The sequence below is a fragment of the Rothia santali genome (assembly GCF_024199905.1).
Taxonomy (GTDB): domain Bacteria; phylum Actinomycetota; class Actinomycetes; order Actinomycetales; family Micrococcaceae; genus Rothia; species Rothia santali.
Genome location: NZ_JANAFB010000001.1, coordinates 163,040 through 188,646, shown reverse-complemented (window position 1 = coordinate 188,646; position 25,607 = coordinate 163,040). Strand labels below are relative to the sequence as shown.

24 protein-coding genes are annotated in these 25,607 nt (G+C 70.2%); 14 read left to right on the top strand and 10 right to left on the bottom strand.

The annotated features are described in order from the left end of the window. Positions 1 to 4 precede the first annotated feature (4 nt). The 7 genes from NBM05_RS00830 (at position 5) to NBM05_RS00800 (ending at position 8,801) form a co-directional block, all read left to right on the top strand. Positions 5 to 1,294, top strand: coding sequence for a hemolysin family protein (locus tag NBM05_RS00830; RefSeq protein WP_254164323.1), 1,290 nt, complete (start codon positions 5 to 7; stop codon positions 1,292 to 1,294). Positions 1,295 to 1,296: 2 nt separating this feature from the next. Continuing rightward, positions 1,297 to 2,379 carry a GTPase Era gene (locus NBM05_RS00825; RefSeq protein WP_254164321.1) on the top strand — a complete coding sequence of 361 codons (1,083 nt, stop codon included), beginning with the start codon at positions 1,297 to 1,299 and terminating at the stop codon, positions 2,377 to 2,379. A 91-nt stretch (positions 2,380 to 2,470) separates the two neighbouring features. After that, positions 2,471 to 3,985 carry an LCP family protein gene (locus NBM05_RS00820; protein ID WP_254164319.1) on the top strand — a complete coding sequence of 505 codons (1,515 nt, stop codon included), beginning with the start codon at positions 2,471 to 2,473 and terminating at the stop codon, positions 3,983 to 3,985. A 308-nt stretch (positions 3,986 to 4,293) separates the two neighbouring features. Then, on the top strand, positions 4,294 to 6,027 hold the full coding sequence (gene leuA / locus NBM05_RS00815) for a 2-isopropylmalate synthase (protein WP_254164317.1): 1,734 nt from the start codon (positions 4,294 to 4,296) through the stop codon (positions 6,025 to 6,027). Between the two features lie 73 nt (positions 6,028 to 6,100). Then, positions 6,101 to 6,859 (top strand): DNA repair protein RecO, encoded by a 759-nt coding sequence (gene recO, locus NBM05_RS00810; RefSeq protein WP_254164315.1) that lies wholly within the window; start codon positions 6,101 to 6,103, stop codon positions 6,857 to 6,859. Next, positions 6,856 to 7,638, top strand: coding sequence for an isoprenyl transferase (locus NBM05_RS00805; protein ID WP_254164313.1), 783 nt, complete (start codon positions 6,856 to 6,858; stop codon positions 7,636 to 7,638). The genes recO and NBM05_RS00805 overlap by 4 nt, the downstream gene beginning before the upstream one ends. 122 nt (positions 7,639 to 7,760) lie before the next feature. Then, positions 7,761 to 8,801, top strand: coding sequence for a quinone-dependent dihydroorotate dehydrogenase (locus tag NBM05_RS00800; protein WP_254164393.1), 1,041 nt, complete (start codon positions 7,761 to 7,763; stop codon positions 8,799 to 8,801). A gap of 115 nt (positions 8,802 to 8,916) precedes the next feature. Here NBM05_RS00800 and NBM05_RS00795 read toward each other — a convergent pair whose 3' ends face one another. Beyond that, positions 8,917 to 9,495 (bottom strand): DUF3043 domain-containing protein, encoded by a 579-nt coding sequence (locus tag NBM05_RS00795; RefSeq protein ID WP_254164311.1) that lies wholly within the window; start codon positions 9,493 to 9,495, stop codon positions 8,917 to 8,919. Between the two features lie 68 nt (positions 9,496 to 9,563). Here NBM05_RS00795 and NBM05_RS00790 point away from each other — a divergent pair, with 68 nt between their 5' ends. The 5 genes from NBM05_RS00790 (at position 9,564) to NBM05_RS00770 (ending at position 14,782) form a co-directional block, all read left to right on the top strand. Beyond that, on the top strand, positions 9,564 to 10,994 hold the full coding sequence (locus NBM05_RS00790) for a dipeptidase (RefSeq protein WP_254164309.1): 1,431 nt from the start codon (positions 9,564 to 9,566) through the stop codon (positions 10,992 to 10,994). A gap of 149 nt (positions 10,995 to 11,143) precedes the next feature. After that, complete coding sequence (locus tag NBM05_RS00785; RefSeq protein WP_254164307.1) at positions 11,144 to 11,509, top strand: HesB/IscA family protein; 366 nt, start codon at positions 11,144 to 11,146, stop codon at positions 11,507 to 11,509. 286 nt (positions 11,510 to 11,795) lie between these two features. Further along, complete coding sequence (ctaC, locus tag NBM05_RS00780; RefSeq protein ID WP_254164305.1) at positions 11,796 to 12,653, top strand: aa3-type cytochrome oxidase subunit II; 858 nt, start codon at positions 11,796 to 11,798, stop codon at positions 12,651 to 12,653. A gap of 10 nt (positions 12,654 to 12,663) precedes the next feature. After that, positions 12,664 to 14,370: an aa3-type cytochrome oxidase subunit I gene (gene ctaD, locus NBM05_RS00775; RefSeq protein ID WP_254164297.1), complete on the top strand. Its 1,707-nt coding sequence runs from the start codon at positions 12,664 to 12,666 to the stop codon at positions 14,368 to 14,370. 10 nt (positions 14,371 to 14,380) lie between these two features. After that, entirely contained in the window at positions 14,381 to 14,782 is a 402-nt protein-coding gene (locus NBM05_RS00770; RefSeq protein ID WP_254164295.1) for a cytochrome c oxidase subunit 4, read from the top strand. A 793-nt stretch (positions 14,783 to 15,575) separates the two neighbouring features. On the opposite strand, the gene NBM05_RS00765 is transcribed toward NBM05_RS00770, so the two are convergent. From NBM05_RS00765 to ctaE, 5 genes are all read right to left on the bottom strand, one after another. Next, positions 15,576 to 16,130 (bottom strand): methylated-DNA--[protein]-cysteine S-methyltransferase, encoded by a 555-nt coding sequence (locus NBM05_RS00765; protein ID WP_254164293.1) that lies wholly within the window; start codon positions 16,128 to 16,130, stop codon positions 15,576 to 15,578. Between the two features lie 166 nt (positions 16,131 to 16,296). Next, positions 16,297 to 17,925 (bottom strand): cytochrome bc1 complex cytochrome b subunit, encoded by a 1,629-nt coding sequence (qcrB, locus tag NBM05_RS00760; protein WP_254164291.1) that lies wholly within the window; start codon positions 17,923 to 17,925, stop codon positions 16,297 to 16,299. Between the two features lie 2 nt (positions 17,926 to 17,927). Next, a complete protein-coding gene (qcrA, locus tag NBM05_RS00755; protein WP_254164289.1) occupies positions 17,928 to 19,019 on the bottom strand; it encodes a cytochrome bc1 complex Rieske iron-sulfur subunit in 1,092 nt (363 codons plus the stop codon). A 52-nt stretch (positions 19,020 to 19,071) separates the two neighbouring features. Continuing rightward, positions 19,072 to 19,869: a cytochrome bc1 complex diheme cytochrome c subunit gene (gene qcrC / locus NBM05_RS00750; RefSeq protein WP_254164287.1), complete on the bottom strand. Its 798-nt coding sequence runs from the start codon at positions 19,867 to 19,869 to the stop codon at positions 19,072 to 19,074. Between the two features lie 51 nt (positions 19,870 to 19,920). Then, the gene (ctaE, locus tag NBM05_RS00745) at positions 19,921 to 20,559 is read right to left on the bottom strand and encodes an aa3-type cytochrome oxidase subunit III (RefSeq protein ID WP_254164285.1); all 639 of its coding nucleotides are present in this window, start codon (positions 20,557 to 20,559) and stop codon (positions 19,921 to 19,923) included. 264 nt (positions 20,560 to 20,823) lie between these two features. On the opposite strand from ctaE, the gene trpD reads away from it, so the two are divergent. Beyond that, positions 20,824 to 21,876, top strand: coding sequence for an anthranilate phosphoribosyltransferase (gene trpD, locus NBM05_RS00740; RefSeq protein WP_254164283.1), 1,053 nt, complete (start codon positions 20,824 to 20,826; stop codon positions 21,874 to 21,876). 149 nt (positions 21,877 to 22,025) lie between these two features. On the opposite strand, the gene NBM05_RS00735 is transcribed toward trpD, so the two are convergent. From NBM05_RS00735 to NBM05_RS00720, 4 genes are all read right to left on the bottom strand, one after another. Continuing rightward, on the bottom strand, positions 22,026 to 22,415 hold the full coding sequence (locus tag NBM05_RS00735) for a DUF3054 domain-containing protein (RefSeq protein WP_254164281.1): 390 nt from the start codon (positions 22,413 to 22,415) through the stop codon (positions 22,026 to 22,028). Positions 22,416 to 22,614: 199 nt separating this feature from the next. Next, entirely contained in the window at positions 22,615 to 22,878 is a 264-nt protein-coding gene (locus NBM05_RS00730; protein WP_254164279.1) for a hypothetical protein, read from the bottom strand. Then, positions 22,845 to 23,246, bottom strand: coding sequence for an RES domain-containing protein (locus NBM05_RS00725; protein ID WP_254164277.1), 402 nt, complete (start codon positions 23,244 to 23,246; stop codon positions 22,845 to 22,847). The genes NBM05_RS00730 and NBM05_RS00725 overlap by 34 nt, the downstream gene beginning before the upstream one ends. After that, positions 23,236 to 23,913, bottom strand: a complete 678-nt coding sequence (locus tag NBM05_RS00720; protein WP_254164276.1) for a hypothetical protein — start codon at positions 23,911 to 23,913, stop codon at positions 23,236 to 23,238. The genes NBM05_RS00725 and NBM05_RS00720 overlap by 11 nt, the downstream gene beginning before the upstream one ends. A gap of 323 nt (positions 23,914 to 24,236) precedes the next feature. On the opposite strand from NBM05_RS00720, the gene NBM05_RS00715 reads away from it, so the two are divergent. Further along, entirely contained in the window at positions 24,237 to 25,598 is a 1,362-nt protein-coding gene (locus NBM05_RS00715; RefSeq protein WP_254164274.1) for an MFS transporter, read from the top strand. The last annotated feature ends 9 nt before the right edge of the window (positions 25,599 to 25,607 follow it).

Below are 25,607 nucleotides of genomic sequence, written 5' to 3'. Positions count from 1 at the left end.
GCCCATGCTCCCCACCCTGCTGATCATCGCGATCATGGTGCTCATCGGCGTGGCCTTCCTGCTCACGGCCACCGAGTCCGCCTTCACCTACCTGCCGCGCCACGAGGCGGAGAAGGTCGCGGAGGAGCCCGGCCGCGGTGCGCTGCGCCGGATCCTGGCCGAGCCCCGCGACCACATGCACACGCTGCGGCTCGTGCGGATCCTGTGCGAGAGCCTGTTCACGGTGCTGCTGGTCCTGCTGATGCTCGACCTCTTCCGCGAGCCGTGGCTGGCCGGACTCGTCGCGGTCCTGGTGGCCACGCTGGTCGGCTTCGTGGTCATCGGCGTCTCCCCGCGGCACGTGGGCCGCTCGCACCCGCTGCGCGTCGCCTCGGCCACGGCGGGCCTGCTGCGCGCGCTGACCGTGGTCGTGGGCCCCGTGGCCCGCGGCCTGATGCGCGGCGGCGCCCGCCTCGCGCCGGCCACGGACGACTCCGCGGGCTTCTTCACCGAGGAGGAGCTGCGGGAGTTCGTGGACCGCGCCTCGACCCGGGACATCATCGAGGACAGCGAGGCGGCCATGCTGCACTCGATCTTCGAGCTCGACGACACCCGCATCCGGGCCGTCATGGTCCCGCGCACCGACACCGTGACCGCGGACGCCCAGGACTCCCTCGAGGAGGCCCTGAGCCTGTTCCTGCGCTCCGGATACTCGCGCATCCCCGTCCTGGGCGAGGACATCGACGACGTCCGCGGCTTCCTCTACCTCAAGGACGTCGCCGAGGAGATCCTGCAGGAGCGTGGGGAGGCGCAGCGGCGCGGGGTCCACCACCTGCTGCGTCCCGCCCGCTTCGTGCCCGAGTCGCAGAAGGTCTCCGAGCTGCTGCCGCAGATGCAGCGGGAGGGCACGCACATCGCCGTCGTCGTCGACGAGTACGGCGGCACCGCGGGCCTGGTGACCCTGGAGGACCTCATCGAGGAGCTGGTCGGCGAGATCGTCGACGAGTACGACGCCGCGATCCCGGAGGTCGAGCGCATCGCCGAGGGCGAGTACCGGGTCAGCGCTCGGATGAGCGTGGGGGACCTGGGCGAGCTGTTCGACGTCGACCTGGACGACGACGACGTCGACACCGTGGGCGGCCTGCTCGCCAAGGCCATCGGCCGGGTCCCCATCGCGGGCTCGAGCGCCGAGATATACGGCATCCACCTCACAGCGGTTAGGCTCGAGGGGCGCCGCAACCGGGTGGGGACGGTGCTGGCCTGGCAGGAGCCGGGCGAGAACGACGACGAGCAGGCCCGAGGGCCCGAGGAGTGACCATGGAATTCGCAGCCGTGCCCGAGGACTACGTCGCCGGGTTCGCCGTGCTCGTCGGACGCCCCAACGCGGGCAAGTCGACGCTGACCAACGCGCTGGTCGGGCAGAAGGTCGCGATCACCTCGAACCGCCCGCAGACCACCCGGCACACCGTCCGCGGCATCGTTCACCGGGAGCACTCCCAGCTGATCCTCATCGACACCCCCGGGCTGCACCGCCCGCGGACCCTCCTCGGCGAGCGGCTGAACGACCTGGTCGGGGAGACCCTGGCCGAGGTCGACGTCATCGGCTTCTGCATCCCCGCCGACGAACGGATCGGCCCCGGCGACCGCTTCATCGCCTCCCAGCTGGCCGCCTCGGGCAGCAAGCCGGTCGTCGCGATCGTCACCAAGTCCGACGCCGTCAGCCCGGAGCGCCTGGCCGAGCAGCTGCTCGAGGTCTCCCGGCTCGGCAACGAGACCATGACCGCCGAGCGCGCGGCCCGCGAGGAGCGCCGCCGGCGCCAGGCCGACCCCCAGCGCCGCGGCGGCAAGAAGAAGAAGGCCCCGGGCCCGTTCTCCCGCGACGCCGGTCCCCGCCCCTCCGAAACCCCGGCGCACGACGACGGACAGGGCGGCTGGGCGGACATCATCCCCGTCTCCGCGGTGCAGGGCTACCAGGTCGAGGCGGTCGCCGACCTCCTGAGCACGTACCTGCCCGACTCGCCCCCGCTGTACCCGGAGGGCGACCTGACCGACGAGCCGGAGGCCGTGATGGTCGCCGAGCTGGTTCGCGAGGCCGCTCTCGAGGGCGTCCGCGACGAGCTGCCCCACTCGGTGGCGGTGACCGTGGAGGAGATGATCGAGCGCGAGGACCGCCCCGAGGACGACCCGATGATCGACGTGCACGTGAACCTCTACGTCGAGCGCGAGTCCCAGAAGGCCATCATCATCGGCAAGCGCGGCGCCCGCCTGCGGGAGATCGGCACCACCGCCCGGGGCGGCATCGAGGCCCTGCTGGGCACCAGGGTCTACCTGAGCATCCACGTGAAGGTGGCCAAGGACTGGCAGCGGGATCCCCGCGCGCTGGGGCGCCTGGGCTTCTGAGCCGGGCCCCGCGCGGCGGGCTTGGCGCGAACGTTCAGCGTCGATGCCTACAATGTTCGCTAGAACAGTCCATCGACCAGGAGTTTCTCTCGTGACGCAGACGCACCACGGCCCGGACGAGCGGACGGCGCCGCGCCTCACCGCGCGGGGACGCCACTTCAGCAACGGCGTGGCCAGGTCCCGTCACGGGCTGTGGATCGCGCTGTGCTGCGTCTCGCTGCTCCTGGTCGTGGTGGGCGCCGGCGGCGTCGCCGCGCTGAGGCTGCAGCAGAACGTCTCGACCGAGGCGCTTAACCTCGGCGGCTCCTCCTCGGACGACGCGGGGGACACCGTGGACGGGCCCCTGAACATCCTGGTCATCGGGTCGGACACCCGCGGCGGGCAGAACTCCGACTACGGCGACGCGCTGGACCAGGAGTCCGGCGCGCGCTCCGACGTCATGATGCTGATGCAGATCAGCGAGGACCGGCAGAACGTCAACGTGGTCTCCTTCCCGCGCGACCTCATGGTCTCGATCCCGGAGTGCACCAACCCCGAGTCGGGGACGGTGTTCCCCGCGGCCGACGACGTCCAGATCAACGAGTCCCTCGACCACGGCGGCCCGGGCTGCACCGTTGCGACGATCAACGAGCTGACCGGCGTCGACATCGACCACTTCATGCTGGTGGACTTCAACGCCGTCAAGGAGCTGAGCTCGGTGGTGGGCGGCGTCCAGGTCTGCGTGACCGAGGCGATCGACGACGAGTACTCCGGCCTGGACATCCCCGCCGGCTCCTCGACGGTCGAGGGCGAGCAGGCGCTGGCCTTCCTGCGCTCCCGCCACGGGTTCGGCGACGGGTCCGACATCGGGCGCATCCAGGCCCAGCAGGGCTTCATGGCCTCGCTCATGCGCAAGGTCAAGGCGGAGGGGACGCTCAGCAACCCGGGCAAGCTCTACGACATCGCCGAGGCGATCACGCAGAACGTCACGGTCGACGAGGGCTTCGCCGATCCCGGCACGTTCGTGGGGATCGGCCGCGAGCTGGCCGGCATCGACCTCAACCGGGTGGTCTTCGCCACGGCGCCCACCGAGCCCTACCTCTACGACGCCAACAAGCTGCAGCTCGCGGCCGACGCCGACCAGGTCTTCGCGACCATGCGCTCCGGCGGCTCCCTGGCCGACGGCGGGCAGGAGCAGGAGGAGTCCGCCGCGCCCGAGCCCTCCGCGCAGGCCCCGGAGGAGCAGCCGGACCGCTCGACCCCGGTCTCGGTCCTGAACGCCTCCGGCGAGACCGGCCGGGCGGACAACGTCGCGGACCTCGTGGAGTCGATGGGCTACCTGACCGTCGCCGCTCAGGAGGCCGGGGTCGAGTACCCGGGCAGCACCGTGTACTACAGCACCGGCTACGAGGCGGAGGCCCAGGAGGTCGCGGACAAGTTCGGCATCCCGGCGGCGCAGGTGCAGCCGGACGAGGGCTACCTCGGCGTCGCGCTGTACGTGGGGCAGGACTTCACGGAGGGCGAGCGGATCGAGCAGCAGGAGTCCGGGGAGGACCAGGGGATCGTCGGCGGGGCCTCGGGCCAGACGGCCGACCAGGAGACCTGCCAGCAGGCCTTCTCCTACTGACCCGCCGGCTGCGGCCCGCCTGAACCGGCGGACCGCGGCCCGCCCAACCCGCCTGACCCGCCGGCCGCGACCCGCCTGATGCGCCGATCGCGGCCCGCCAGGGCGGTCCAGGATGTGAGACCCCGGCGGGGGCGCGGCGCGCCGCCGCGAGCACCGGTGGTACGTTGAGCAGATGAACGTCACCGGATGGGCACTACTCCTTAGCTGCCGCAGCGAGGCCTCGTAACGTCAGTCAGGCCGCCATCTCGCTGCGGGTTACTCGTTGCGCCGGCCGCAACCATCTCGAGGATTCACGAAGGAACCCCACCGTGCGAAACGTTCAGCAGGCATCGCCGATGCCCTCCCACAAGTACCGTCCCTTCCAGGACCAGATCACGGTCGAGCTGCCGGACCGCACCTGGCCCGACAAGGTCATGACGCAGGCCCCGCGCTGGTGCGCCGTGGACCTGCGCGACGGCAACCAGGCGCTTGTCGACCCCATGGACATCGACCGCAAGCTCGCGATGTTCAAGCTGCTGGTGCGCATGGGGTACAAGGAGATCGAGGTCGGCTTCCCCTCCGCCTCGCAGACGGACTTCAACTTCGTCCGCACCCTCATCGAGGACGGCTACATCCCGGACGACGTCACCATCCAGGTGCTGGTCCAGTGCCGCGAGCACCTGATCGAGCGCACCTACGAGGCCATCGAGGGCGCGCCCTCGGCCATCGTCCACTTCTACAACTCCACCTCGGTGGTCCAGCGCAAGGTCGTCTTCCAGGCCGACCAGGACGCCATCCTGGACATCGCGCTGACCGGCGCGCGCCTGTGCGCGAAGTACGAGGAGCAGATGCGCACCTCGGTCCCGATCACCTACCAGTACTCCCCGGAGTCGTTCACCGGCACCGAGGTCGAGTACGCGGTGCGCGTGGCCAACGCCGTGACCGCCGAGCTGGGCATCGGGGACGACCGTCAGGTCATCATCAACCTGCCCGCCACGGTCGAGATGGCGACGCCGAACGTCTACGCCGACTCGATCGAGTGGATGAGCCGCCACCTGGACCACCGCGAGAACGTGGTGCTGTCCCTGCACCCGCACAACGACCGGGGGACCGGCGTGGCCGCCGCCGAGCTGGGCTACCTGGCCGGCGCCGACCGCATCGAGGGCTGCCTGTTCGGCAACGGCGAGCGGACCGGCAACGTCGACCTGGTGACGCTGGGCCTGAACCTGCTGACCCAGGGGATCGACCCGCAGATCGACTTCTCGGACATCGACGACATCCGCCAGACGGTCGAGTACTGCAACCAGCTGAAGGTCCACGAGCGCGCCCCCTACGGCGGCGAGCTGGTGTTCACAGCCTTCTCCGGCTCGCACCAGGACGCGATCAAGAAGGGCTTCGACGCGATGGCCCGCCAGAGCGAGGCGACCGGCACCGACATCGAGGACATGGTCTGGGAGGTTCCCTACCTGCCCATCGACCCGCACGACCTGGGCCGCAACTACGAGGCGGTCATCCGCGTGAACTCGCAGTCGGGCAAGGGCGGCGTCGCCTACCTGCTCAAGCAGCAGAAGGGACTGGACATGCCCAAGCGGGCGCAGGTCGAGTTCTCCTCGGTCGTGCAGCACCGCACCGACTCGGAGGGCGGGGAGGTCACCAGCGTCGCGCTCTGGGACATCTTCAAGGACGAGTACCTGCCGGCCGAGGACGACGCGAAGCGCCGGTGGGGCCGGTTCCGCATCGTGTCGATGAACACCGAGGCGCGCGACGCCGGTGACACGACCCTGCGCATCACGCTGCAGGTCGGCGAGCACGAGTACGAGCGCTCCGCGGTGGGCAACGGCCCCATCGACGCGCTGACCCAGATCCTGTCCCGCGAGGGCGTGGACGTGCGGATCCTGGACTACTCCGAGCACGCGCTCTCGGCCGGGCAGTACGCCCAGGCGGCCAGCTACATCGAGGCAGCCGTGGGGGACCGGGTCCTGTGGGGCGTGGGCATCGACGCCAACACGACCCGCGCCGGGCTGAAGGCGGTCGTCTCCGCGGTCAACCGCGCGCTGCGCTGATCCGCGGACGCGGCACGAGGCGAAGGGCGCGCTCCGGCGCGCCCTTCGCGCGTCCGGATGGGATAATGGGTCCGTGTCCACCTCACCCTCCCACCCCCACGCCTACCGGGACACCCTGCTCATCCTGAGGACGCAGCAGCTCGGCGAGGCCGACCGCATCGTGATCGGCATCAGCCCCCGGCAGGGCGTGGTGCGCGCCGTCGCCAAGGGCGTGCGCAAGAGCTCCTCCAAGCTGGGGGCGCGGCTCGAGCCGTTCATGTTCACCGACGTCTCCCTGGCCCACGGCCGGAACCTGGAGACCGTGACCCAGGCGGTCACACGCCGCGCCTACTCGGCGCCCGTGGTCGCGGACTGGGACCGCTACACCAGCGCCTGCTCGATCTGCGAGGTCGCGGAGCAGCTGGGCCTGGCGGTCGAGGCCGGGGACCCGCGCCTGTTCAACCTGACCGTGGGGGCCGTCGGCGTCCTGGCCCGGGGCGAGCACCTCCCCGACGACGTCCTGACCTCCTACCTCCTGCGCGCCATGGCCGTCTCCGGGTGGCACGTGGAGCTCGACTCCTGCGCCCGCTGCGGGAGCGAGGGGCCGCTGCACTCCTGGTCCCAGGCCGACGGCGGCGCGATCTGCGACGCCTGCAGGACCGCCGGGGACCGGCCGCTGGCCGAGGAGACCCTGGCGTACCTGAGGGCCGCCGCGGGCGGGCGCTGGGACCTGCTCGACGCCGACCCCGAGCCGGGGGTGCGCGACCGCGCGGGGAAGCTCGTGCGGCGTTATGTACAGTGGCACGTGGAGCGAGAATTCCGTTCGTTCTCCCTGCTGGAAAGGCCCTCATGACCGTCGTGACCCCCTCCGCCCACCCCTCGGGGAGCAGGCCTCCCGCCATCCCGGCCCGCTTCGTGCCGCGGCACGTGGCCGTGGTCATGGACGGCAACGGCCGCTGGGCCAACGAGCGCGGGCTGCCGCGCAACGAGGGGCACAAGGCGGGGGAGCAGGCGCTGCTCGACGTCGTCGCCGGCGCCATCGAGATGGGCATCGGCTACGTCAGCGCCTACGCCTTCTCCACGGAGAACTGGAAGCGCTCGGTCGACGAGGTGACCTTCCTGATGCGCTTCTGCACCGACGTCCTGGTGCGCCAGCTGGACACCCTCAACTCGTGGGGCGTGCGCATCCGCTGGGCGGGGCGGCGGCCACGGCTCTGGAAGTCGGTCATCCGGCAACTGGAGCAGTGCGAGCGGGAGACCGCGGGCAACACCGTCTGCACCCTGGTCATGTGCGTCAACTACGGGGGGCGAGCGGAGATCGCCGACGCCGCGGCGCGGATCGCCGAGGACGCCGCGGCCGGGCGCATCAAGGGCTCGCAGGTCACCGAGAAGTCCTTCGCCCGTTACCTGGACGAGCCGGACGTGCCCGACGTCGACCTCTTCCTGCGCACCTCCGGAGAGCAGCGCTTCTCCAACTTCCTGCTGTGGCAGAGCGCCTACGCGGAGATGGTGTTCATGGACGTGCTCTGGCCGGATGTGGACCGGCTGGTCCTCTGGCGGGCGGTGGAGGAGTACGCGCGGCGCGACCGGCGCTACGGCGCCGCCATCGACGCGGCTAAACCTCAAGCTTGAGTTAAACGTTATTCATTAAAGTTCGACTTTAACCTCATACACGCCGGTCCCCGGGCCGGCCCAGATCAGGAGACATCGTGCCCCGTATCTATCCGGCCTTCTTCAAGATCGCGTTCTCCGGCATGGACGCCGAGCGAGCCCACCACCTCGGCTTCTCGGGGATCAAGGCGAGCAAGCACAGCGGGGCCTCCCGGGCGATCCGGGCGATCGCGCGCCCGGACCGCTCGCTCGAGACGGTGGCGATGGGGCTGCGGTTCCCGTCCCCATTCGGCCTTGCAGCCGGCTTCGACAAGGGGGCCACCGGCGTCGTCGCCCTGACGGACCTGGGGTTCGGCCACGTCGAGGTGGGGACCGTGACCGGGCGGGCCCAGCCCGGCAACCCCGCCCCGCGGCTCTTCCGGCTGGTCGAGGACCGCGCCGTGGTCAACCGGATGGGCTTCAACAACGACGGCGCCGCGGCCGTGGGCCCCCGCCTGGCCGCGGCGCACGCGGACTACGACGAGCAGTACGGCGACGCCGGGACCCGGCCGATCGTGGGCGTGAACATCGGCAAGACGAAGGCGGTGCCGCTGGAGGACGCGGTCGAGGACTACCTCGAGAGCACGCGCACGCTGGCGCCCCAGGCGGACTACCTGGTGGTCAACGTCAGCTCCCCGAACACCCCGGGGCTGCGCACCCTGCAGGCCCGGGAGAGCCTGGCGCCCCTCCTGGAGGCCGTGCGCCGCGAGGCAGACCGCGTGACGGACCGGCACGTGCCCCTGCTGGTCAAGATCGCCCCGGACCTCACCGACGGGCAGCTGACCGAGATCGCCGAGCTCGCGGTGGAGCTCGGCCTCGACGGCATCATCGCCACCAACACCACGATCGAACGGGAGAGCCTCGGCCTGGTCAGCGACCCCTCGGCCGTCTACGCGTGCGGGGAGGGAGGGCTCTCCGGCGAGCCGCTGGCCCCGCGGTCGCTCGAGGTGCTGCGGCGGCTGCGCGAGATCGTGGGCCCGGACCTCACCCTCATCTCGGTGGGCGGGGTCACCACGGCGGAGGACGTGCACGAGCGCCTCCGCAGCGGCGCGACCCTGGTGCAGGGCTACACGGCGTTCCTCTACGAGGGCCCCTTCTGGGCGGCGCGTATCAACCGGGGCCTGAAGAAGCTCCTGGCCGGCTGACGAACGGGCTCGCCCCGGAATCAGCCGGGACGGATCCCGGGAACGACGACGCCCGGGCCGGGCGCCGCGTGGATGCGGCGTCGGGCCCGGGCGTTCGCGCGCCTGGGTGAGGGACCTAGGCGGGCCGCTCGCCCCGGCTCACCTGGGGCTTGGGAAGGCGCAGGCGCCGGATCATCATCATGCGGTTGACGGTGTACCAGGCCGAGCCGGGCTCGACGCTGCCGAACTTCTCCGTGATGCGCCTCTTGATGCCGCGCCACTTGGTGAAGGTGTCCACGGCCCAGACGATGATGATGGCCCACATGAAGATCATCGAGTACTGCTGGATCTGCGGGGGCAGGAACAGCCCCAGCACGAAGACGATGATGAGCATGATGAGGAAGAAGTCGCCCACGTTGTACCGGGAGTCCACGGAGTCGCGGAGGAAGCGGCGCTGCGGTCCGCGGTCCCGGATGGGGAGGTAGCGGTCGTCGCCGGTCTGCATCGCTTGGTTCTGCCGGACGCGGGCCTCGCGGGCCGCTTCCCGGCTCGCCTGCTTGGCCGCCTTGCGGTCGTCGGGGACCAGGGGACGCCGGCGGGCGGCCTCCTGCTCCCTGCGGGTGGGGGTGGGCCGGCCCTTGCCCACCGGCTGGGCGGCGGTCTTCTCCTGCGGGGCCGGGGGAGCCGCCTCGGCCGTCGAGTTTCTCTTCTTCATACCGAACACCCCTCCATGGTACCCGTGTCCGCCTGTCGCCTCACCAGCCGCGGGCATAGGGTGTCCCCATGACGAACGACGAGCAGCACCAGAACCCTGACGAACACCCCGGTGACCGCGGAGCCGCCGAGCTGCGCGAGAGCCTGGAGGGGCAGCACGAGCGGATCCTCGCCGAGCTCGCAGCGGTCGTGGAGATCCCCTCGGTGGCCTGGGACGTCCGCGACGCCGGGGAGGTGTGGCGCAGCGCCCGCGCGGTCGCGCAGCTGGCCGAGGAGGCCGGCCTGCCCGAGGTCGAGATCCTCACCTCCGCCCGGCCCGACGGCGAGCAGGGGATGCCCGCAGTCGTCGCCCGCCGTCGCGCCGCTCCCGGCCAGCCCACGGTCATGCTCTACGCCCACCACGACGTCCAGCCGGTCTCCGACCCGGACGAGTGGGACACGGAGCCCTTCCGGGCCACGCCGGTGGGCGACCGGCTCTACGGCCGCGGCGCCGCCGACGACAAGGCCGGCGTCATGGTCCACATCGCCGCCGTCCGCGCGCTGCTCGAGCGGGGCGAGGAGGACCCCGGCATCGGCATCACCCTGTTCGTGGAGGGGGAGGAGGAGGCCGGCTCGCCGAGCTTCGAGAGCTTCCTGGCGGAGCACCGGGACCGGCTCGCGGCGGACGCGATCGTCGTCGCCGACTCCGCCAACTGGAAGCAGGGCGTGCCGGCCCTCACCACGAGCCTGCGGGGCGTGGTCTCGGGCACGGTGCGGCTGCGGGCGCTGGGCCACGCGCTGCACTCGGGCGTCTTCGGCGGTCCGCTGGTGGACGCGAACACGGCCATGGTGCGCCTGCTGGCCAGCCTGCACGACGACGACGGCGCCGTCGCCGTCTCCGGCCTGGTCCGCGCCCCGGAGCCGGAGCTGGACTACCCGGAGGAGGACTTCCGCCGCGACGCCGGCGTCCCCGACCGCCTGCGCCTGACCGGTCGCGGCTCGATCGCCTCGCGCCTGTGGAGCCAGCCCGCCCTCTCCGTCATCGGCATGGACATCACCCCGGTGGACCGGTCCTCGAACACGCTCGCGGCGTCTTCGCGCGCCCGGATCAGCCTGCGACTCGCCCCGGGGCAGGACCCGCACGAGGCGCACCGGCTCCTGGAGGAGCACCTGCGGGCCCACGCCCCGTGGGGCGCGGAGGTCGAGTACGAGGCGGGGGAGGCCGGGAGCCCATTTGAGGCCGACACCTCCTCGCCCGCGGCCCGCGCGGTCCTGGAGGCCATGCGCAGCACCTGGGGCGTGGAGCCGGCCCTCACCGGGCTCGGCGGCTCGATCCCCTTCGTCGCCTCCCTGACCGAGACGTTCCCCGACGCCGCGATCCTCATCACCGGCGTCGAGGATCCGGACACGCGGGCCCACAGCGCCAACGAGTCGCTGTACCTGCCGGACTTCTTCAAGGCCATCGAGTCCGAGGCGACCTTCCTGCTGGGGATGGCGCGGACCCGGACCGCGGGGGACTAGCCGACCTGGACCGCAGGGGGAACGGCTGCCCCGGACCGCGGCCGAGAGCGGACCCGAACCGCGGGGAATAGCCGACCCGAGGCGGGCGTTAACGCTGGCAGGAGACCGGCGCGTACTCTGGACAATGCACGAGAGGCTAAGGAGCATCCATGACCGTAGCGACTGAGAACACCGAGACCGAGCTGCCCACCCACGGCGTCGTCCTGACCGAGGTGGCGGCCCAGAAGGTCCGCTCGCTCCTGGAGCAGGAGGGCCGGACCGACCTGCGGCTGCGCGTCGCCGTGCAGCCCGGCGGCTGCTCGGGCCTGATCTACCAGCTCTACTTCGACGAGCGGTTCCTGGACGGCGACGCCGTGCGGGACTTCGACGGCGTCGAGGTCATCGTCGACCGCATGAGCGTCCCGTACCTGGGGGGCTCGACCATCGACTTCGAGGACACCATCCAGAAGCAGGGATTCTCGATCGACAACCCCAACGCGCAGGGCTCCTGCGCGTGCGGCGACTCCTTCAGCTAGGCCCGTCCGGCCTGCTGGTCAGCGGCCCCTTCCCGCCTCGCGGGGAGGGGCCGCTTCGTGTCAGGACTCACAGGTCCCGCCGCGGACCGCGGCAGGACGAGCCGGGGCGAGATGTCGGAGCCCGCAAACCCGCCGCGGAGGGGTTACCCTGGTGACACGTTGTCAGTGCGAACTCCCGGGTGCGGGTAAGATGAGGCACAGACATTGCGACTGCGGCTTCCGGTGCCTGAGGACCCGCGCGGCGGCAGTTCAATCACACGCATGGAAAGAAGAGGAAGGTCAGTCTGTGAGTTCGCAGAATCGGACCGGCTCCAGGTGGGTCAAGGGCACTGCAGCCATTGGCTCATCCGCGGCCGTAGCTCTGCTGATGACGGGGTGCGGTGACATCGCCCAGCGCGGGTTCCTGCCCACGGAGCGGGGCACCACCAACCACGTCGACACGATCATGGATCTCTGGATCGGTTCATGGATCGCCGCGCTGGTCGTCGGCCTGATCACCTGGGGGCTCATCCTCTGGTGCATCATCGCCTACCGTCGCCGCAAGGAGGACACGGGGTATCCCCGTCAGATGGGGTACCACCTGCCCCTCGAGATCCTCTACACGCTGATCCCGATCGTGCTGATCGTCAGCCTCTTCTCCTTCTCCGACCGCGTCGAGCGCGAGATCGACGCCCGCTGGGACGACCCGGACGTCACCGTCGAGGTCTACGGCAAGCAGTGGGCGTGGGACTTCAACTACCTCGACTCGGACGTCTACTCCTCCGGTGTGCAGGCCCACCTGACCGGTGAGGACGGCGTCGAGGAGACCCTTCCCGAGATGTACCTGCCGGAGAACTCCGAGGTCGAGCTCGTCCTGAAGTCCCGCGACGTGAACCACTCGTTCTGGATCCCGGCCTTCCTGCAGAAGATCGACACCATCCCGGGTCAGACCAACTACATGAGCTTCGAGACCGGCGGCGCCGGCGAGTACCAGGGCAAGTGCGCCGAGCTCTGCGGCGAGTACCACTCCGAGATGCTGTTCAACGTCCGCGTGGTCCCGCAGGCCGAGTACGACGCCTACATGCAGCAGCTCAGCAACGAGGGCAACAACGGTCGACTCGGCGACGAGTACAACCGCAACCCCAACATGAACGAAACCAGCTAGGGGAGTACCGGTGTCTACATTCGAGTATTCAACGGACGAAGCCAGGGTCGCCCCGCGCACCGTCCCTCGCACCAAGGGGCGGGTCGTGGTCAACTGGATCACGTCCACCGATCACAAGGTGATCGGCTACATGTACCTGATCACGTCCTTCGTGTTCTTCTGCCTCGCCGGCGTCATGGCCCTGGTCATGCGCCTCGAGCTCTTCGCCCCGGGCATGCAGATCCTGGAGACCAAGGAGCAGTTCAACCAGCTGTTCACGATGCACGGCACCCTGATGCTGCTGATGTTCGGCACGCCGGTGTTCATCGGCTTCGCCAACGTGATCGTGCCCCTGCAGATCGGCGCCCCCGACGTCGCCTTCCCGCGACTCAACGCGCTGGCCTTCTGGTTCTTCCTGTTCGGCTCGATCATCGCGATCGCCGGCTTCGTCACCCCGCAGGGCGCCGCGTCCTTCGGGTGGTTCGCCTACGCGCCCCTGAACTCCACCACGTACAGTCCGGCGGTGGGCGGTGACCTATGGGTCTTCGGCCTGGCCCTGCAGGGCTTCGGCACCATCATGGGCGGCGTCAACTTCATCACCACGATCCTGTGCATGCGCGCCCCGGGCATGACCATGTGGCGCATGCCGATCTTCACCTGGACCAGCCTGATCACCGCGATCCTGGTCATCATGGTCTTCCCGCCCTTCGCGGCGGCGCTCTTCGCCCTCGGCATGGACCGGAGGCTGGGCGGCCACATCTTCGACCCGGAGAACGGTGGAGCCATGCTCTGGCAACACCTGTTCTGGTTCTTCGGACACCCCGAGGTGTACATCCTGGCGCTGCCCTTCTTCGGCATCGTCTCGGAGATCATCCCGGTGTTCAGTCGCAAGCCCATCTTCGGCTACAAGGGCCTGGTGTACGCGACCATCGCGATCGCCGCGCTGTCCGTGACCGTCTGGGCGCACCACATGTACGTGACCGGCGCGGTCATGCTCCCGTTCTTCGCGTTCATGACCATGATGATCGCGGTGCCGACCGGCGTGAAGTTCTTCAACTGGATCGGAACGCTCTGGCAGGGATCGCTGACGTTCGAGACGCCCATGCTGTGGGTCTTCGGCTTCCTGATCACCTTCCTCTTCGGCGGCATCACCGGCATCATCCTGGCGACCCCGCCGCTGGACTTCCACCTCTCCGACACCTACTTCGTGGTGGCGCACTTCCACTACACGGTGTTCGGCACGGTCGTGTTCTCCGCGTTCGCGGCGTGCTACTTCTGGTGGCCCAAGTTCACCGGGCGCATGCTCAACGAGCGCCTCGGCAAGATCCACTTCTGGCTGCTGTTCATCGGCTTCCACACCACCTTCCTCGTCCAGCACTGGCTGGGTGTGGACGGCATGCCGCGTCGCTACGCCGACTACCTCGTGGAGGACGGCTTCGAGTGGATGAACCAGCTCTCGACCATCGGCGCGATGATCCTCGCGACGTCCATGATCCCGTTCCTGTGGAACGTGTACGTCACGATGCGCAACGGCCGCAAGGTCGAGGTGGACGACCCCTGGGGCTTCGGCGGTTCGCTGGAGTGGGCCACCTCGTGCCCGCCCCCGCGGCAGAACTTCTCGGCTCTGCCCCGCATCCGGTCCGAGCGCCCGGCGCTGGACCTGCACCACCCGGAGCTGTCCACCAACCACGACGTCGCAGCCGCCGCCCGCAAGGCGGCAGCCACGGTGAATTCCTAGGAGTCAACGAATGCGCGAAAACGGAATCATCTTCGGGCTGCTGTTCGTCTTCCTCATCCCCGTGACGCTGGTCTACGGCATCATGACCAACTTCGAGGAACTCGTCGGCTTCCCGGCCCTGATCCTGACGTCCCTGATGTCGGCCTTCCTGGCGTTCTTCTTCATCTACACCGATCGCAGGCACCCGGACCAGCCGTCCGACAACCTGGACGGTGAGGTCGTGGACGCGGCCGGCGACTACGGCTTCTACTCCCCGTGGAGCTGGTGGCCGCTGCTGCTGGGCATCTCCTGCGCCATCGCGTTCATGGCGCTGGCGATCGACTGGTGGATCCTCATGGTGATCGTCCCCGTGGCGATCGTGGCACTGGCCGGCTGGGTCTACGAGTACAGCCGCGGCAACCACGCCCACTAGGGACTCCGCACGCGCCTCGGTCACGAGGCCCGCCGAAGGCCCCGGAACCTCCTCAGGGAGGGTCCGGGGCCTTCGGCGTTTCGAGCGTCTCCTCGTGCGCCTGACATCCCGCGTCGCGGGGAACGGCCTGCAGGAGGCGGTGATCCGAGGTATTCGAGGCGCTGGGAGGACGCGTGCGGCGCGAGGGAGGTACCGAACGACCCCTTACGCCTTTTCCCTCTCTCAGCGCCTCTAGGAGGTGCACAGGGGCTCTCAAAGGGATGTGGAGGGGAGAGGCAGGACCCGGGGAGGGCCTGGCGACCCCTCGGCGTCCCAGATGGTGCGGGTGCGGCTCCTATGCGAGTCCGGCTGGACTCGAGGCCGGCCCCGTCGCGGGTCACAGTCTCGAACGGGCCCGCTTACCCCCCCCCTCACGGGGCCAGCGCGGTGAACCGGTGTCGCACTTAGAGCGATGGACGGGACCCGCGGGGCGGGTGCCGTCGTGCCTGCCGGGAACCGTGAAAAATCGGAGGACGCCGGGCCGGAGACCGGGTGCTGGCGGAATGTCGTCGAGTCGCCCCCGGGCGATGCCCGCCACCAGATGCCTTCTCCTGCCCCTTGTGCGGGCGGGAGGGCCCTGGACGGGGCGGAGGCGCCACGCGGTGCGCGGACGGGGAAGACGTGATCGACGTGGCTGACCGTCAGCGAGGCTTCCAGGGACGGACAGGCTCACGTTTGCCATCGCTCAGGCTCGCGGGGTGATCCGGGCGCTCCTCTCTGCGGCCTGCTCGCGCGCAGCACGGGTCCGCCGGCATCAGAACAGCCGCTCCTCGGCGCGATGCGCGGGCTCCTCCAGCTCCAACAGGAACCGCTTGCGCTCCAGGCCACCCGCGTACCCCGTGAGCGAGCCGTCCGCACCCACGACACGATGGCAGGGCACCACGATGCTGAGGGGGTTGCGTCCCACGGCCTGGCCGACCCGCTGCGCCAGGTGCCGATTCCCCAGGCGCTCCGCGATCTGCCCGTACGTGGTGGTCGTCCCGTAGGGGATCTCCCGGAGCAGCTCGCGCACCCGCCGCGCGACGTCGTCCCGCGGGGCCGCCAGGGGAAGCTGGAAGCCGTCGCGGCGTCCCTCCAGGTAGTCGCGCAGCTGACGAGCCGTCTCGGAGAGGAGCGGATCCGTCTCCAGGCGGACCCTCGGGCCGAGCTCAGATGCGGCCGGCGCGGGCCGGTGCCCCGGGAAGTAGACGCCGCTCAGGGCGTCACCTCCGGCGTCGTCCAGGGCGTCGCCCCGGGCGACGCAGAGGAGCGGGCCGAGCGGCGTCGGAACCGACGCATGGCGCGTGCTCTGGGCGTGTGCGGGGCTCATGGGGCTCTCCTCGGGTCGGTGCGGATCCTCCGGTCATGATGCAGACGCCGCGGCACCGCTCAACGTGAGATCCCGACTCGTGCGGATCGGGGCCCGGACGGCGAAAAGCCGGGCCCTCCCCGCGATGGGGAGGGCCCGGCGTCGAACCGGAGGGCGGGGAACCGGGTTAGCGGTTGCTGCTCTCGAGCTCGTGGTGTTGGTGAGCCGCCTCGAGCTCGGCCGGCGTCACCGGAGCCACGCGGTCCTCGAAGAACAGCTTCGAGATGCGGCCTCGGACCTTCTCGCTCTGCGTGACCTTGCCCTTGGCGTTGGCCTGGGCGGGCTCGTATACGGGCGAGTTGAAGGACACCAGCTGGTAGCGGTCGTACTCGTCGAGGGGCTCGTGCACCTCGATGAACTCGCCGTGGGGGAGCTGGACCACGCGGCCGGTCTCCACGCCGTGGAGGACCACCTCACGGTCCTTGCGCTGCAGGGCCAGGCAGATGCGCCGGGTGACCTCGAAAGCGATGAACGGACCGAAGATGAACAGGAACCGCAGCACGTACAGCACGTCGTTGAACGCCACGTGGAAGTGGGTCGCGATGAGGTCGGAGCTGGCCGCCGCCATCATGACCCCGTACCAGGTGATGCCCGCGACGCCGGCGCCGGTGCGGAACGGGGCGTTGCGCGGCCGGTCGAGGATGTGGTGCTCGCGGTGGTCCTTGGTCACCCAGCGCTCGATCCACGGCCAGGTGAAGAAGATCCCCAGCAGGATCGCCGCCGGAACCATCGGCAGCAGGACCGCGAAGACCCAGGTGCCGCCGAGCTCCAGCTGCCAGTGCCACGGCCAGGAGCCGGGCATGAGGCGCAGCGCGCCGTCGACCCAGCCGATGTACCAGTCGGGCTGCGTGCCGGCCTGGACGGGGGAGGGATCGTAGGGACCGTAATTCCAGATCGCGTTGATCGTGGTGGTCGAGGCCAGCAGGGCCAGGATGCCGAACACGATGAAGAAGAAGCCGCCGGCCTTGGCCGCGTACACGGGGCCGACGGGGAAGCCGACCACGTTCTTCTCGGTGCGCCCCGGACCGGGGTACTGGGTGTGCTTGTGCACGACCACCATGAACAGGTGGATCGCGACCGTCAGCAGCAGCAGCGCCGGGACGATCATGATGTGCAGCGTGTAGAGGCGCCCGATGACCATGTGGCCCGGGAACTCCCCGCCGAAGAAGAACAGCGAGAGGTACGTGCCGACCAGCGGGATCGCCTTCATGACGCCGTCGATGATGCGCAGGCCGTTGCCGGAGAGCACGTCGTCGGGGAGGGAGTAGCCGGTGAACCCGGCGCCCATGGCGAGCACGAAGAGCGTGCCGCCGACGACCCAGTTGAGCTCACGCGGACGGCGGAACGCGCCGGTGAAGAACACGCGCATCATGTGCACGGCGATCGCGACGACGAACAGCAGCGCGGCCCAGTGGTGGACCTGGCGCATGAACAGGCCGCCGCGGACGTCGAACGAGATGTTCAGCGACGAGGCGTAGGCCCCAGACATCTCCACGCCCCGCATGGGTACGTAGGAGCCGTCGTAGATGACGGTGTCCATGGTGGGGTTGAAGAAGAACGTCAGGTACGTGCCGGACAGGATCAGGATGATGAGGCAGTAGAGCGCCACCTCACCGAACATGAAGGACCAGTGGTCCGGGAAGATCTTGCGGCCGAACTCCTTGACGATGCCGGACATCCCCACGCGGGAGTCCACGAAGTTCGCGATGTGACCGGTGCGGGTCGCCGGCTTGTATTCGTTGACTGCATTAGACATGATCAGGCCTCACTCGCCATTTCTTCTTTCTGGCGGCCACGCTCCCAGTAGGCCGGTCCGACCGGCTCGTGGAAGTCGCTGCGGGCAATAAGGTAGCCCTCCGAGTCGACCGTGATCGGCAGCTGGGGCAGCGGGTGCGCTGCGGGGCCGAAGATGACGGCGCACTCGTTGGCGGCGTCGAAGGTCGACTGGTGGCAGGGGCACAGCAGGTGATGCGTCCGCTGCTCGTAGAGGGCGATGGGGCAACCCACGTGGGTGCACACCTTCGAGTACGCGATGATTCCGTCGTAGTTCCAGTCCGCCCGGTCGGGGGAGACGTTGAGCTCCTCGGGCTTGAGGCGCATGAGCAGGACGACGGCCTTCGCCTTCTCCTCGAGGTAGCCGTCCTGGTGGGAGATGCCGAGAAGATTCTCAGGCAGCACGTGGTAGGTCGAGCCCAGGGTCACGTCCGCCGCGCGGATGGGCGTGCCGGAGGGATCCCGGACCAGCCGGATGCCCTCGTCCCACATGGTGTGGGAGAGGACGCGGGTGTCGATCGGACCCAGTTCGCGGAACAGGGTGATGAAGGACAGCGGGGCGAGGATGATCGCACCGATCAGCGTGTTGCGGATCAGGGGGCGGCGCTTGATGCCGGACTCGTCCAGGACGGTCTCGACGATCTCCTGCGCATCCGCGCGGTCGGCCTCGGAGCTGACCTCGTGGCGCATCTCGACCATCTCGTGGTCGGGCATGAGCGTACGGGCCCAGTGGACGATGCCGATGCCGATGCCGAACATCGCGAAGGTCACGCCCAGGCCCAGCAGGAAGTTCTGCAGTCGCAGCTGCGAGGTGGGGTCCGGGTTGAGCACGTCGTAGATGTCGCCGTCCACCCTGACGGCGAAGAAGCCCACGAAGAACAGGAGCGATCCGAGGATCGACAGCCCGAAGAGCCACGCCACCTGGCGCTCGGCCTTCTTGGCGCGGTGGGGGTCCACGTCGGTCAGACGCGGGGGGTGGTGGGGCAGGCCCGGGTCCGGGAAACGCTCCTGGTGCTCCTGCTGGGAGGTAGCAACGGCGTCGGAAGGCTCCGGTGCCCCGTCACGATGGCTAGCCATGTGTTCCTCTAACTTCCTTGGTGCGAGATCTTGTCGTGGGGTGCGGCGTTCGCTACGCCGAGCGGGAGGTCAGCCAGACGGTGAAGCCCAGCACGATGGCGAGGCCGACGGTCCAGATGAACAGGCCCTCGGAGACCGGTCCCAGCGAGCCGAGGCCGAAGCCGCCCGGGTGGGTGTTGCTCTCGAGCGTCTTCAGGTAGGTGATGACGTCCCGCTTCTCCTCGGGGGTGATGTTCGTGTCGTTGAAGACCGGCATGTTCTGGGGGCCGGTGTCCATCGCCTCGTAGATGTGCTGCTCGGAGACGCCCATCAGGGTGGGGGCGAACTTGCCGCGGGTCAGCGCGCCGCCGGCGCCGGCGGCGTTGTGGCACATGGCGCAGTTGGCCAGGAAGACCTTGGCGCCGTTGGCGGCGTCGCCCTGCGCGACGTCGAGGTACTCGTCCTCGGGGATGGCGGGGCCCGCACCGAGCGAGGCGACGTAGGCGGCCAGCTGCTGGACCTGCTCCTCGTTGAACTGGCCCGGCTTGATCTGGGCCTGGACGCCCTGCATCTGCATGGGCATGCGGCCCGTGCCCACCTGGAAGTCGACGGCGGCAGCGCCGACGCCGATCAGCGACGGACCCGCACCGGTGCCCTCGGCGGTGGTGCCGTGGCAGGTGGCGCAGTTCGAGTTGAACAGCTTCTCGCCTTCCGCGATGTCGTCTGCGGAGTAGGCGGCGCCGCCGGTCTCGGCCTTTGCTTCATTGGTGGCAGTGGCAACTGCGTAGAGGCCACCAGTGAGCAGGAGGGCGATGGCCAGCAGGACGATGGCCGCGAACGGGTGACGTCGCTTCTGGGAAAGAGCCTTCACGTCGATAGATCCTTTGTGTGTGGGTGCGTGTGCGGGTGCGGTGCCGGTCTGTTACTTCAGGAAGTAGACGACGAGGAACAGCACGATCCACACGACGTCGACGAAGTGCCAGTAGTAGGAGACCACGATGGACGAGGTCGCCTCGTAGTGACCGAACCGCTTGGCCAGGTACGCGCGCCCGATGATGAACAGGAACGCGATGAGGCCGCCGGTCACGTGCAGGGCGTGGAACCCGGTCGTGATGTAGAACGCGGAGCCGTAGGGGCCGCTGGCGATGGTCACGCCCTCGGAGACGAGGGTCGCGTACTCCAGGGCCTGGACGCTGACGAAGAAGGCGCCCATCACGAACGTGAGGAAGAACCACTCGATCATGCCCCACTGGCCGACCTGCCAGATGGCGCCGGAGCGCCGGGCCTTGAGCTGTTCGGCCTTGAACACGCCGAACTGGCAGGTCACCGAGCTGAGCACCAGCACGATGGTGTTGCCCAGGGCGAGGGGGATGTCGAGGAGGTCCGCACCTTCTGCCCACGCCTCGGGGGAGGTCGCGCGCATGGTGAAGTACATGGCGAAAAGGCCGGCGAAGAACATCAACTCGCTTGCGAGCCACACAACGGTCCCCACGGACACGATGTTGGGCCGATTGAGAGTCGGTGCCGCCGACGTACTGGGAGTCTGGGTTGCAGTTGTCACATAGACATTATGTCTGTAAAAGTCCCGGGGCACCAACAGGAGGAGGCATTCCCGGGCCCCGGCGTGTCACCCCCGGTGTCCGAGCCCGGGATTCCGGGGCTCGGGGGGCGGCGGGGTGACGACACTCTCCCCGCGTCCGGACCTCCCGCAGGGGCGCCGGAGACCTCACTGTGAGCGGTCCCTCACAGCCCCCTCCCAGGGGGCGTGCAGGACACCGGCGGGTGCGCGCCGGATACTGCGCGAACGTCCCCTAGGGTGGGGTCCATGACTACTGCGGAAGCGACCCAGGACACGAGCTGGAAGAGCCTCATCACCCTCGTGGAGCGCCGGGGCGACCTCACCTCGGCCCAGGCCTCGTGGGCCATGCACCAGATGCTGAGCGAGGACTCCGACCCGGTGCAGGTCGCCGGGTTCCTGGTCGGCCTGCACACCAAGGGGGAGACGGCGGCCGAGCTCGCCGGCTTCTCGGAGGTCATGCTGGAGCTCGCGCGCCCCTACAACGGACCCCGCGACGCCGTGGACATCGTCGGCACGGGCGGGGACCAGCTCAACACGGTGAACATCTCGACCATGGCCTCGCTCGTGATGGCCGGCGCGGGGGCGACGGTCGTCAAGCACGGCAACCGCGCCTCCTCCTCGACCACGGGCTCGGCCGACGCCCTGGAGCGCCTCGGGGTCCCGCTCGACGCCCCGGCCGACCGGGTCGAGGCCGCGGCGGCGGAGATCGGCATCGGCTTCCTGTTCGCCAACACCTACCACCCCGCGATGCGGCACCTGAGCCCCATCCGCCGGCGCCTCAACGTGCCCACGGTCATCAATTACCTCGGGCCGCTGTCCAACCCCGCGCGCGTGCGCTCCTCGGTCATCGGCGTCGCCCGGGCCAACATGGCGCCCCTCATGGCGGACGTCTTCGCCGAGCGCGGCGACCACGCCCTGGTGTTCACCGGCCCGATGAACCTGGACGAGCTCAGCCTCGTCGGCCCCAACCTGGTCTGGGAGACCCACGGCGGGGAGGTCTCCCACACCGTGCTCGACGTCGCGGACATCGAGCTGCCGCCCAACACGATCGCCGACATCACCGGCCAGGGGGCGGAGTACAACGCCGAGGTCATCCGGCGGGTGCTGGCCGGGGAGCAGGGGCCCATCCGCAACACCGTGCTGCTCAACGCCGCGGCCGGCCTGGTCGTGAAGGAGGCCGACTCCGCCGCGCCGCTGGCCGATCGCATCAACGGCGCGATCGCCCGTGCCGCCGTGTCGATCGACACCGGCGCGGCCCAGGGCGTGCTCGACCGCTGGATCGAGTTCCTGAAGGGCTGACGCGCCGCCCCGGCGGCCGGAGCTGGGCTCCTGTCCGGGTCGGTGGCGCTGCGGAGCAGGCCAGTCGAGATCCACGCTTTGGCTCAGCTTCAACTGAAGCTTGAGGGAGTAAGCCTAAAGTTCAGGTTTATGTTCGAGGTGGTTCTCGGTCAGCGTTTTCTGAATCGTGCGATGCCACTCGCGATCAACCGGTAGCCCATGAGGAAGACGGCCGTGACGATCAGCGCGACGATCACGAAGGACCAGTGCGTGCCCTGCCCCGTCACGGCCCGGAGCCCCACGCCGATGGCCACGGTGCTGAGCCACAGGAGAAGCCCGGTGGGCAGGACGGACAGGGGGCGCCGCCAGGCGCGCGATGCCGCCCACCCGACCAGCAGCCCCACGAGGAAGGGCCAGGCGGTGAGGGGGAGGCCGGCGAGGCTCTCTCCGTGGGCGCTGCGCCCGAAGGCGGCGAAGACGACGACCAGGACGACGTCGGCGGCGAGGGCCAAGCTGACGACGGCGGTGGACGGTCGGGATCCGATTTCCGTGCTCTGCATCCCTCGAACATATCCGATGCGGCTACCGGCCCGTGCGGCCAGGGCATGAGAAGTGGCGGTCGGCCCGTGCGGGCGGGGCAGGGGAAGCGGCGACCAGCCCGGGCAGCCGGGGCCAGAGTTGCAGCGTCTGGCCCGCGTGGCCGGCATCCGAGATGCGGCACCGGTCCCACGGCCGGCACCGAGGCCGCGCCTCCGGCGCTCAGTCCTTCACGACGAGGTCCACGGAGTGCGGCACCGGGTCCACGGCCAGCCCCAGCTCGTCCTCGAGGAATGCGCCGAGGCGCGCGTGCTCCTCGGCGGGACCGCCCTCGTGCTCGCCCGCGGGGCCGAAGACGTAGAGGCAGAGCGGGGTCTCGCCGGCGCCGAAGCGCGAGCGGGAGCGCACGGCGTCGAACCCCGCCTCGTCGAAGGCGCCGGCCCAGTCGCGGGTCAGGGCGTAGGCGTCCTCGCGCGGGGCGGACATGTCCCCGGCGACGAGGCCGTAGCGGGGCGCGCGGCCGGAGAGCAGGTCGGCGGCGCGCAGCGGCGGAGGCTCAGCGCCGTGATGACGAGGCCCGCCACGTGCGCCCCCGGCACGCGGTGGCCCCCGACCAGGCGCGGCCCGAGCATCTCGCGCGCCGCGCAGGAGGGGTCCGAGGCGGTGTTCAGCGTCCCGCGCGGCGCGCGCAGGTTGAACCGGCCGGGGGAGCAGGAGTACCACCACGGCGAGTGCTCGCGGCGGTGGACGCGGTACCAGCGGTCCCCGTCCGCGGTGAGGTGCGCCGGGAAGTCGGCGTAGAGCTCGGGCGCGCCGGGCCGAGGGACGGTGCTCTCGTGGCGCTCAGCGGGCAACGGCGTCGCTCCAGCCGGCGGCGTCGCGGCGCGCCTGGTCCAGGAGATCGGCGATCGCGTCCTCGTCGCCGGAGTCCACGACGTCGAGCGCGCGCGTCCCTCCGTCGACCCCCACCGGGGCGGTCAGCCAGTAGACCACGGTCCACGGGTCCGCGCCCGAGCCGAGCAGGACGTCGTAGAGGCGGGGGAGCGCGGGCTTGACCCGGCCGCGGGCGAACTGGAACTCGGGGAAGAGCGAGACGCCGTCGGCGGTGACCACGCGCAGCAGCGTGTGCCGCTTGACCCGGCCGTCCACCGCCTGGCGCGAGCCGACTCCCAGGTAGGCGCGCGTCCGGTCCAGGGTGAGGAGCGGGCCGATGCGGTCGTTGACCTCGCGCTGGCGCAGCTGGGTGCGCATCGCGTCCCGGGCGGCGTCGACGACCTCGCGCCGCTGCTGCAGGGTCAGGCCCTCCAGCTCGCCGCGGCGGTCCAGGTCGCGGACCATCGCCGCGAGGTCCTCCGCGATCCGCCGCGTCGGCGAGCCGGGCCGCGGGGGCGACGACGCCGGGTCGCCGATGCCCTTGCCCTCCGCGCCGAAGCGGACGTCCCCCGCGGCGAGGCGGCGCGCGCGCACCCGCTGGCGGCGGATGCGCGAGGCGGCGGCGTTCTGGTGCGCGGTGGGTGACATCGCTGCTCCCGTCCAATGGTCGTGGGTCGTGGGTCGTGCGGTGATGCCTCCATCTTCGCACCGGGCGTCAATGCCCGTCAACGTTTGGGACTCGGCGGTGGGTTTCGGGACGTCGGATGGGCGGGTGAACGTTCGTGCCGCGCCAGAGTGCGGGCCAGACCGGCGAACGCGCGGGAGGTGGGTGCCGCAGACGGTGAGGTCGCACCGGCGGGGGAGCGCGACGTCGGGCGCCGTACCGGGTGCGACGCCGCATCTGGTGCGATGCCGTACCGGGTGCGACGCCGGCGCGAGCGCCGAGTTGCGGCGGCGGATAGAGTCGGACGGTGACGACACGAAATTCGAAGCTCAAGTGGATCATCTGGTCCGTCGGCCTGTGCGCCTACCTGATCGCGGTCGTGAACCGCAGCTCGTTCTCCGCGCTGGGGCCCGTGGCCCAGGAGCACTTCTCGGCCGAGGCCACGACGCTGTCCACCTTCGTGGTGCTGCAGCTCGTGGTGTACGCCGGGTGCCAGATCCCCGTCGGCATCGGCCTCGACCGCTTCGGGGTCTCGTGGGTCGTGGCCACGGGGCTGGCCGCGATGTCGCTGGGGCAGCTCGCCCTGGGCGCGACCGAGTCCATCCCGGTCGCGATCGCCGCGCGCGTGGTCATGGGCGCGGGCGACGCGTGCATCTTCACCTCGCTCGTTAGGCTCGTGGCCGAGTGGTTCACCCGGCGCCAGACGCCGGTGGTCAACCAGGCGACCGGGCTGGTGGGGCAGGTCGGGCAGCTGCTGGCCATCGCGCCGCTCGCCGCGCTGGTCGGGGCCGCCGGCTGGTTCGCCGGGTTCGCGGCGCTGGCCGGCTTCGGCGCCGTCGTCATGGTGCTGGTGGCGCTGCTGCTGCGCGACGGGCCCGGCGTCGGGACCCTGCTCGAGCGTCTCACCGGCCGGAACCGGGTCGCGCGGCCGGCCGCGGCGCCCGAGTCGGTGGAGACCGGGATGCTGATCATCACCGAGGTGCTGCCCGTCGTCGGGCCCGGCTCGAGCGGCGTGCTGCCGGCCCTACGGTCCCTGGCCCGGCGGCCGGGGATCCGGCTGGCCTTCTGGATCCACTTCGCCACGATGTTCTCCGCGGACAGCTTCCTCCTGCTGTGGGGGACGCCGTTCCTCACCGGCGGGCTCGGCTACCCGTTCGCCGCGGCGGCCGGGGTGCTCAACGCCGCGGTCATCTCCTCGATGGTCACGGCCGTGCTGTTCGGGCCGATCCTCTCGCGCTTCGCCCGCCACCGGGTGCGGATGGCCTTCTACGGCGTCGTCGTGATGCTCGGGTCCTGGGCGGTGCTGCTGGCGTGGCCGGGTGCGGCGCCGGTGTGGGTCGCGGGCGTGGTCGCGGTCGTGATGGGGGCCGGGATCCCGCTGTCGATGATCGCGTTCGACGTCGTGCGCTCCCACGCGCCGGCGCGGCAGCTGGGCATCGCGACGGGCCTGGCCAACATGGGCGGCTTCACGGCCGCGCTGGTGGCGATCCTGCTGATCGGCGTCGCGCTGGACCTCCAGGGCAGCGGGACGCCCGAGACCTACGACCTGGGCTCCTTCAAGGTCGCCATGGCGCTGCAGTTCCCGCTGTGGCTGCTGGGCATGGTCATGATCCTGATCGAGCGGCCCAAGGCGCAGCGGGACCTCGACCGGCATACGCGGCGGCCGTGAGCGGATCCG

Coding starts and splice junctions, on each gene's coding strand:
- NBM05_RS00830 (WP_254164323.1), top strand. CDS start 5: ATGCTCCCCACCCTGCTGATCATCGCGATCATGGTGCTCATCGGCGTG.
- NBM05_RS00825 (WP_254164321.1), top strand. CDS start 1,297: ATGGAATTCGCAGCCGTGCCCGAGGACTACGTCGCCGGGTTCGCCGTG.
- NBM05_RS00805 (WP_254164313.1), top strand. CDS start 6,856: ATGACCGTCGTGACCCCCTCCGCCCACCCCTCGGGGAGCAGGCCTCCC.
- NBM05_RS00800 (WP_254164393.1), top strand. CDS start 7,761: ATGGACGCCGAGCGAGCCCACCACCTCGGCTTCTCGGGGATCAAGGCG.
- NBM05_RS00795 (WP_254164311.1), bottom strand. CDS start 9,495: ATGAAGAAGAGAAACTCGACGGCCGAGGCGGCTCCCCCGGCCCCGCAG.
- NBM05_RS00790 (WP_254164309.1), top strand. CDS start 9,564: ATGACGAACGACGAGCAGCACCAGAACCCTGACGAACACCCCGGTGAC.
- NBM05_RS00785 (WP_254164307.1), top strand. CDS start 11,144: ATGACCGTAGCGACTGAGAACACCGAGACCGAGCTGCCCACCCACGGC.
- NBM05_RS00770 (WP_254164295.1), top strand. CDS start 14,381: ATGCGCGAAAACGGAATCATCTTCGGGCTGCTGTTCGTCTTCCTCATC.
- NBM05_RS00765 (WP_254164293.1), bottom strand. CDS start 16,130: ATGAGCCCCGCACACGCCCAGAGCACGCGCCATGCGTCGGTTCCGACG.
- qcrB (WP_254164291.1), bottom strand. CDS start 17,925: ATGTCTAATGCAGTCAACGAATACAAGCCGGCGACCCGCACCGGTCAC.
- qcrA (WP_254164289.1), bottom strand. CDS start 19,019: ATGGCTAGCCATCGTGACGGGGCACCGGAGCCTTCCGACGCCGTTGCT.
- trpD (WP_254164283.1), top strand. CDS start 20,824: ATGACTACTGCGGAAGCGACCCAGGACACGAGCTGGAAGAGCCTCATC.
- NBM05_RS00735 (WP_254164281.1), bottom strand. CDS start 22,415: ATGCAGAGCACGGAAATCGGATCCCGACCGTCCACCGCCGTCGTCAGC.
- NBM05_RS00730 (WP_254164279.1), bottom strand. CDS start 22,878: ATGTCCGCCCCGCGCGAGGACGCCTACGCCCTGACCCGCGACTGGGCC.
- NBM05_RS00720 (WP_254164276.1), bottom strand. CDS start 23,913: ATGTCACCCACCGCGCACCAGAACGCCGCCGCCTCGCGCATCCGCCGC.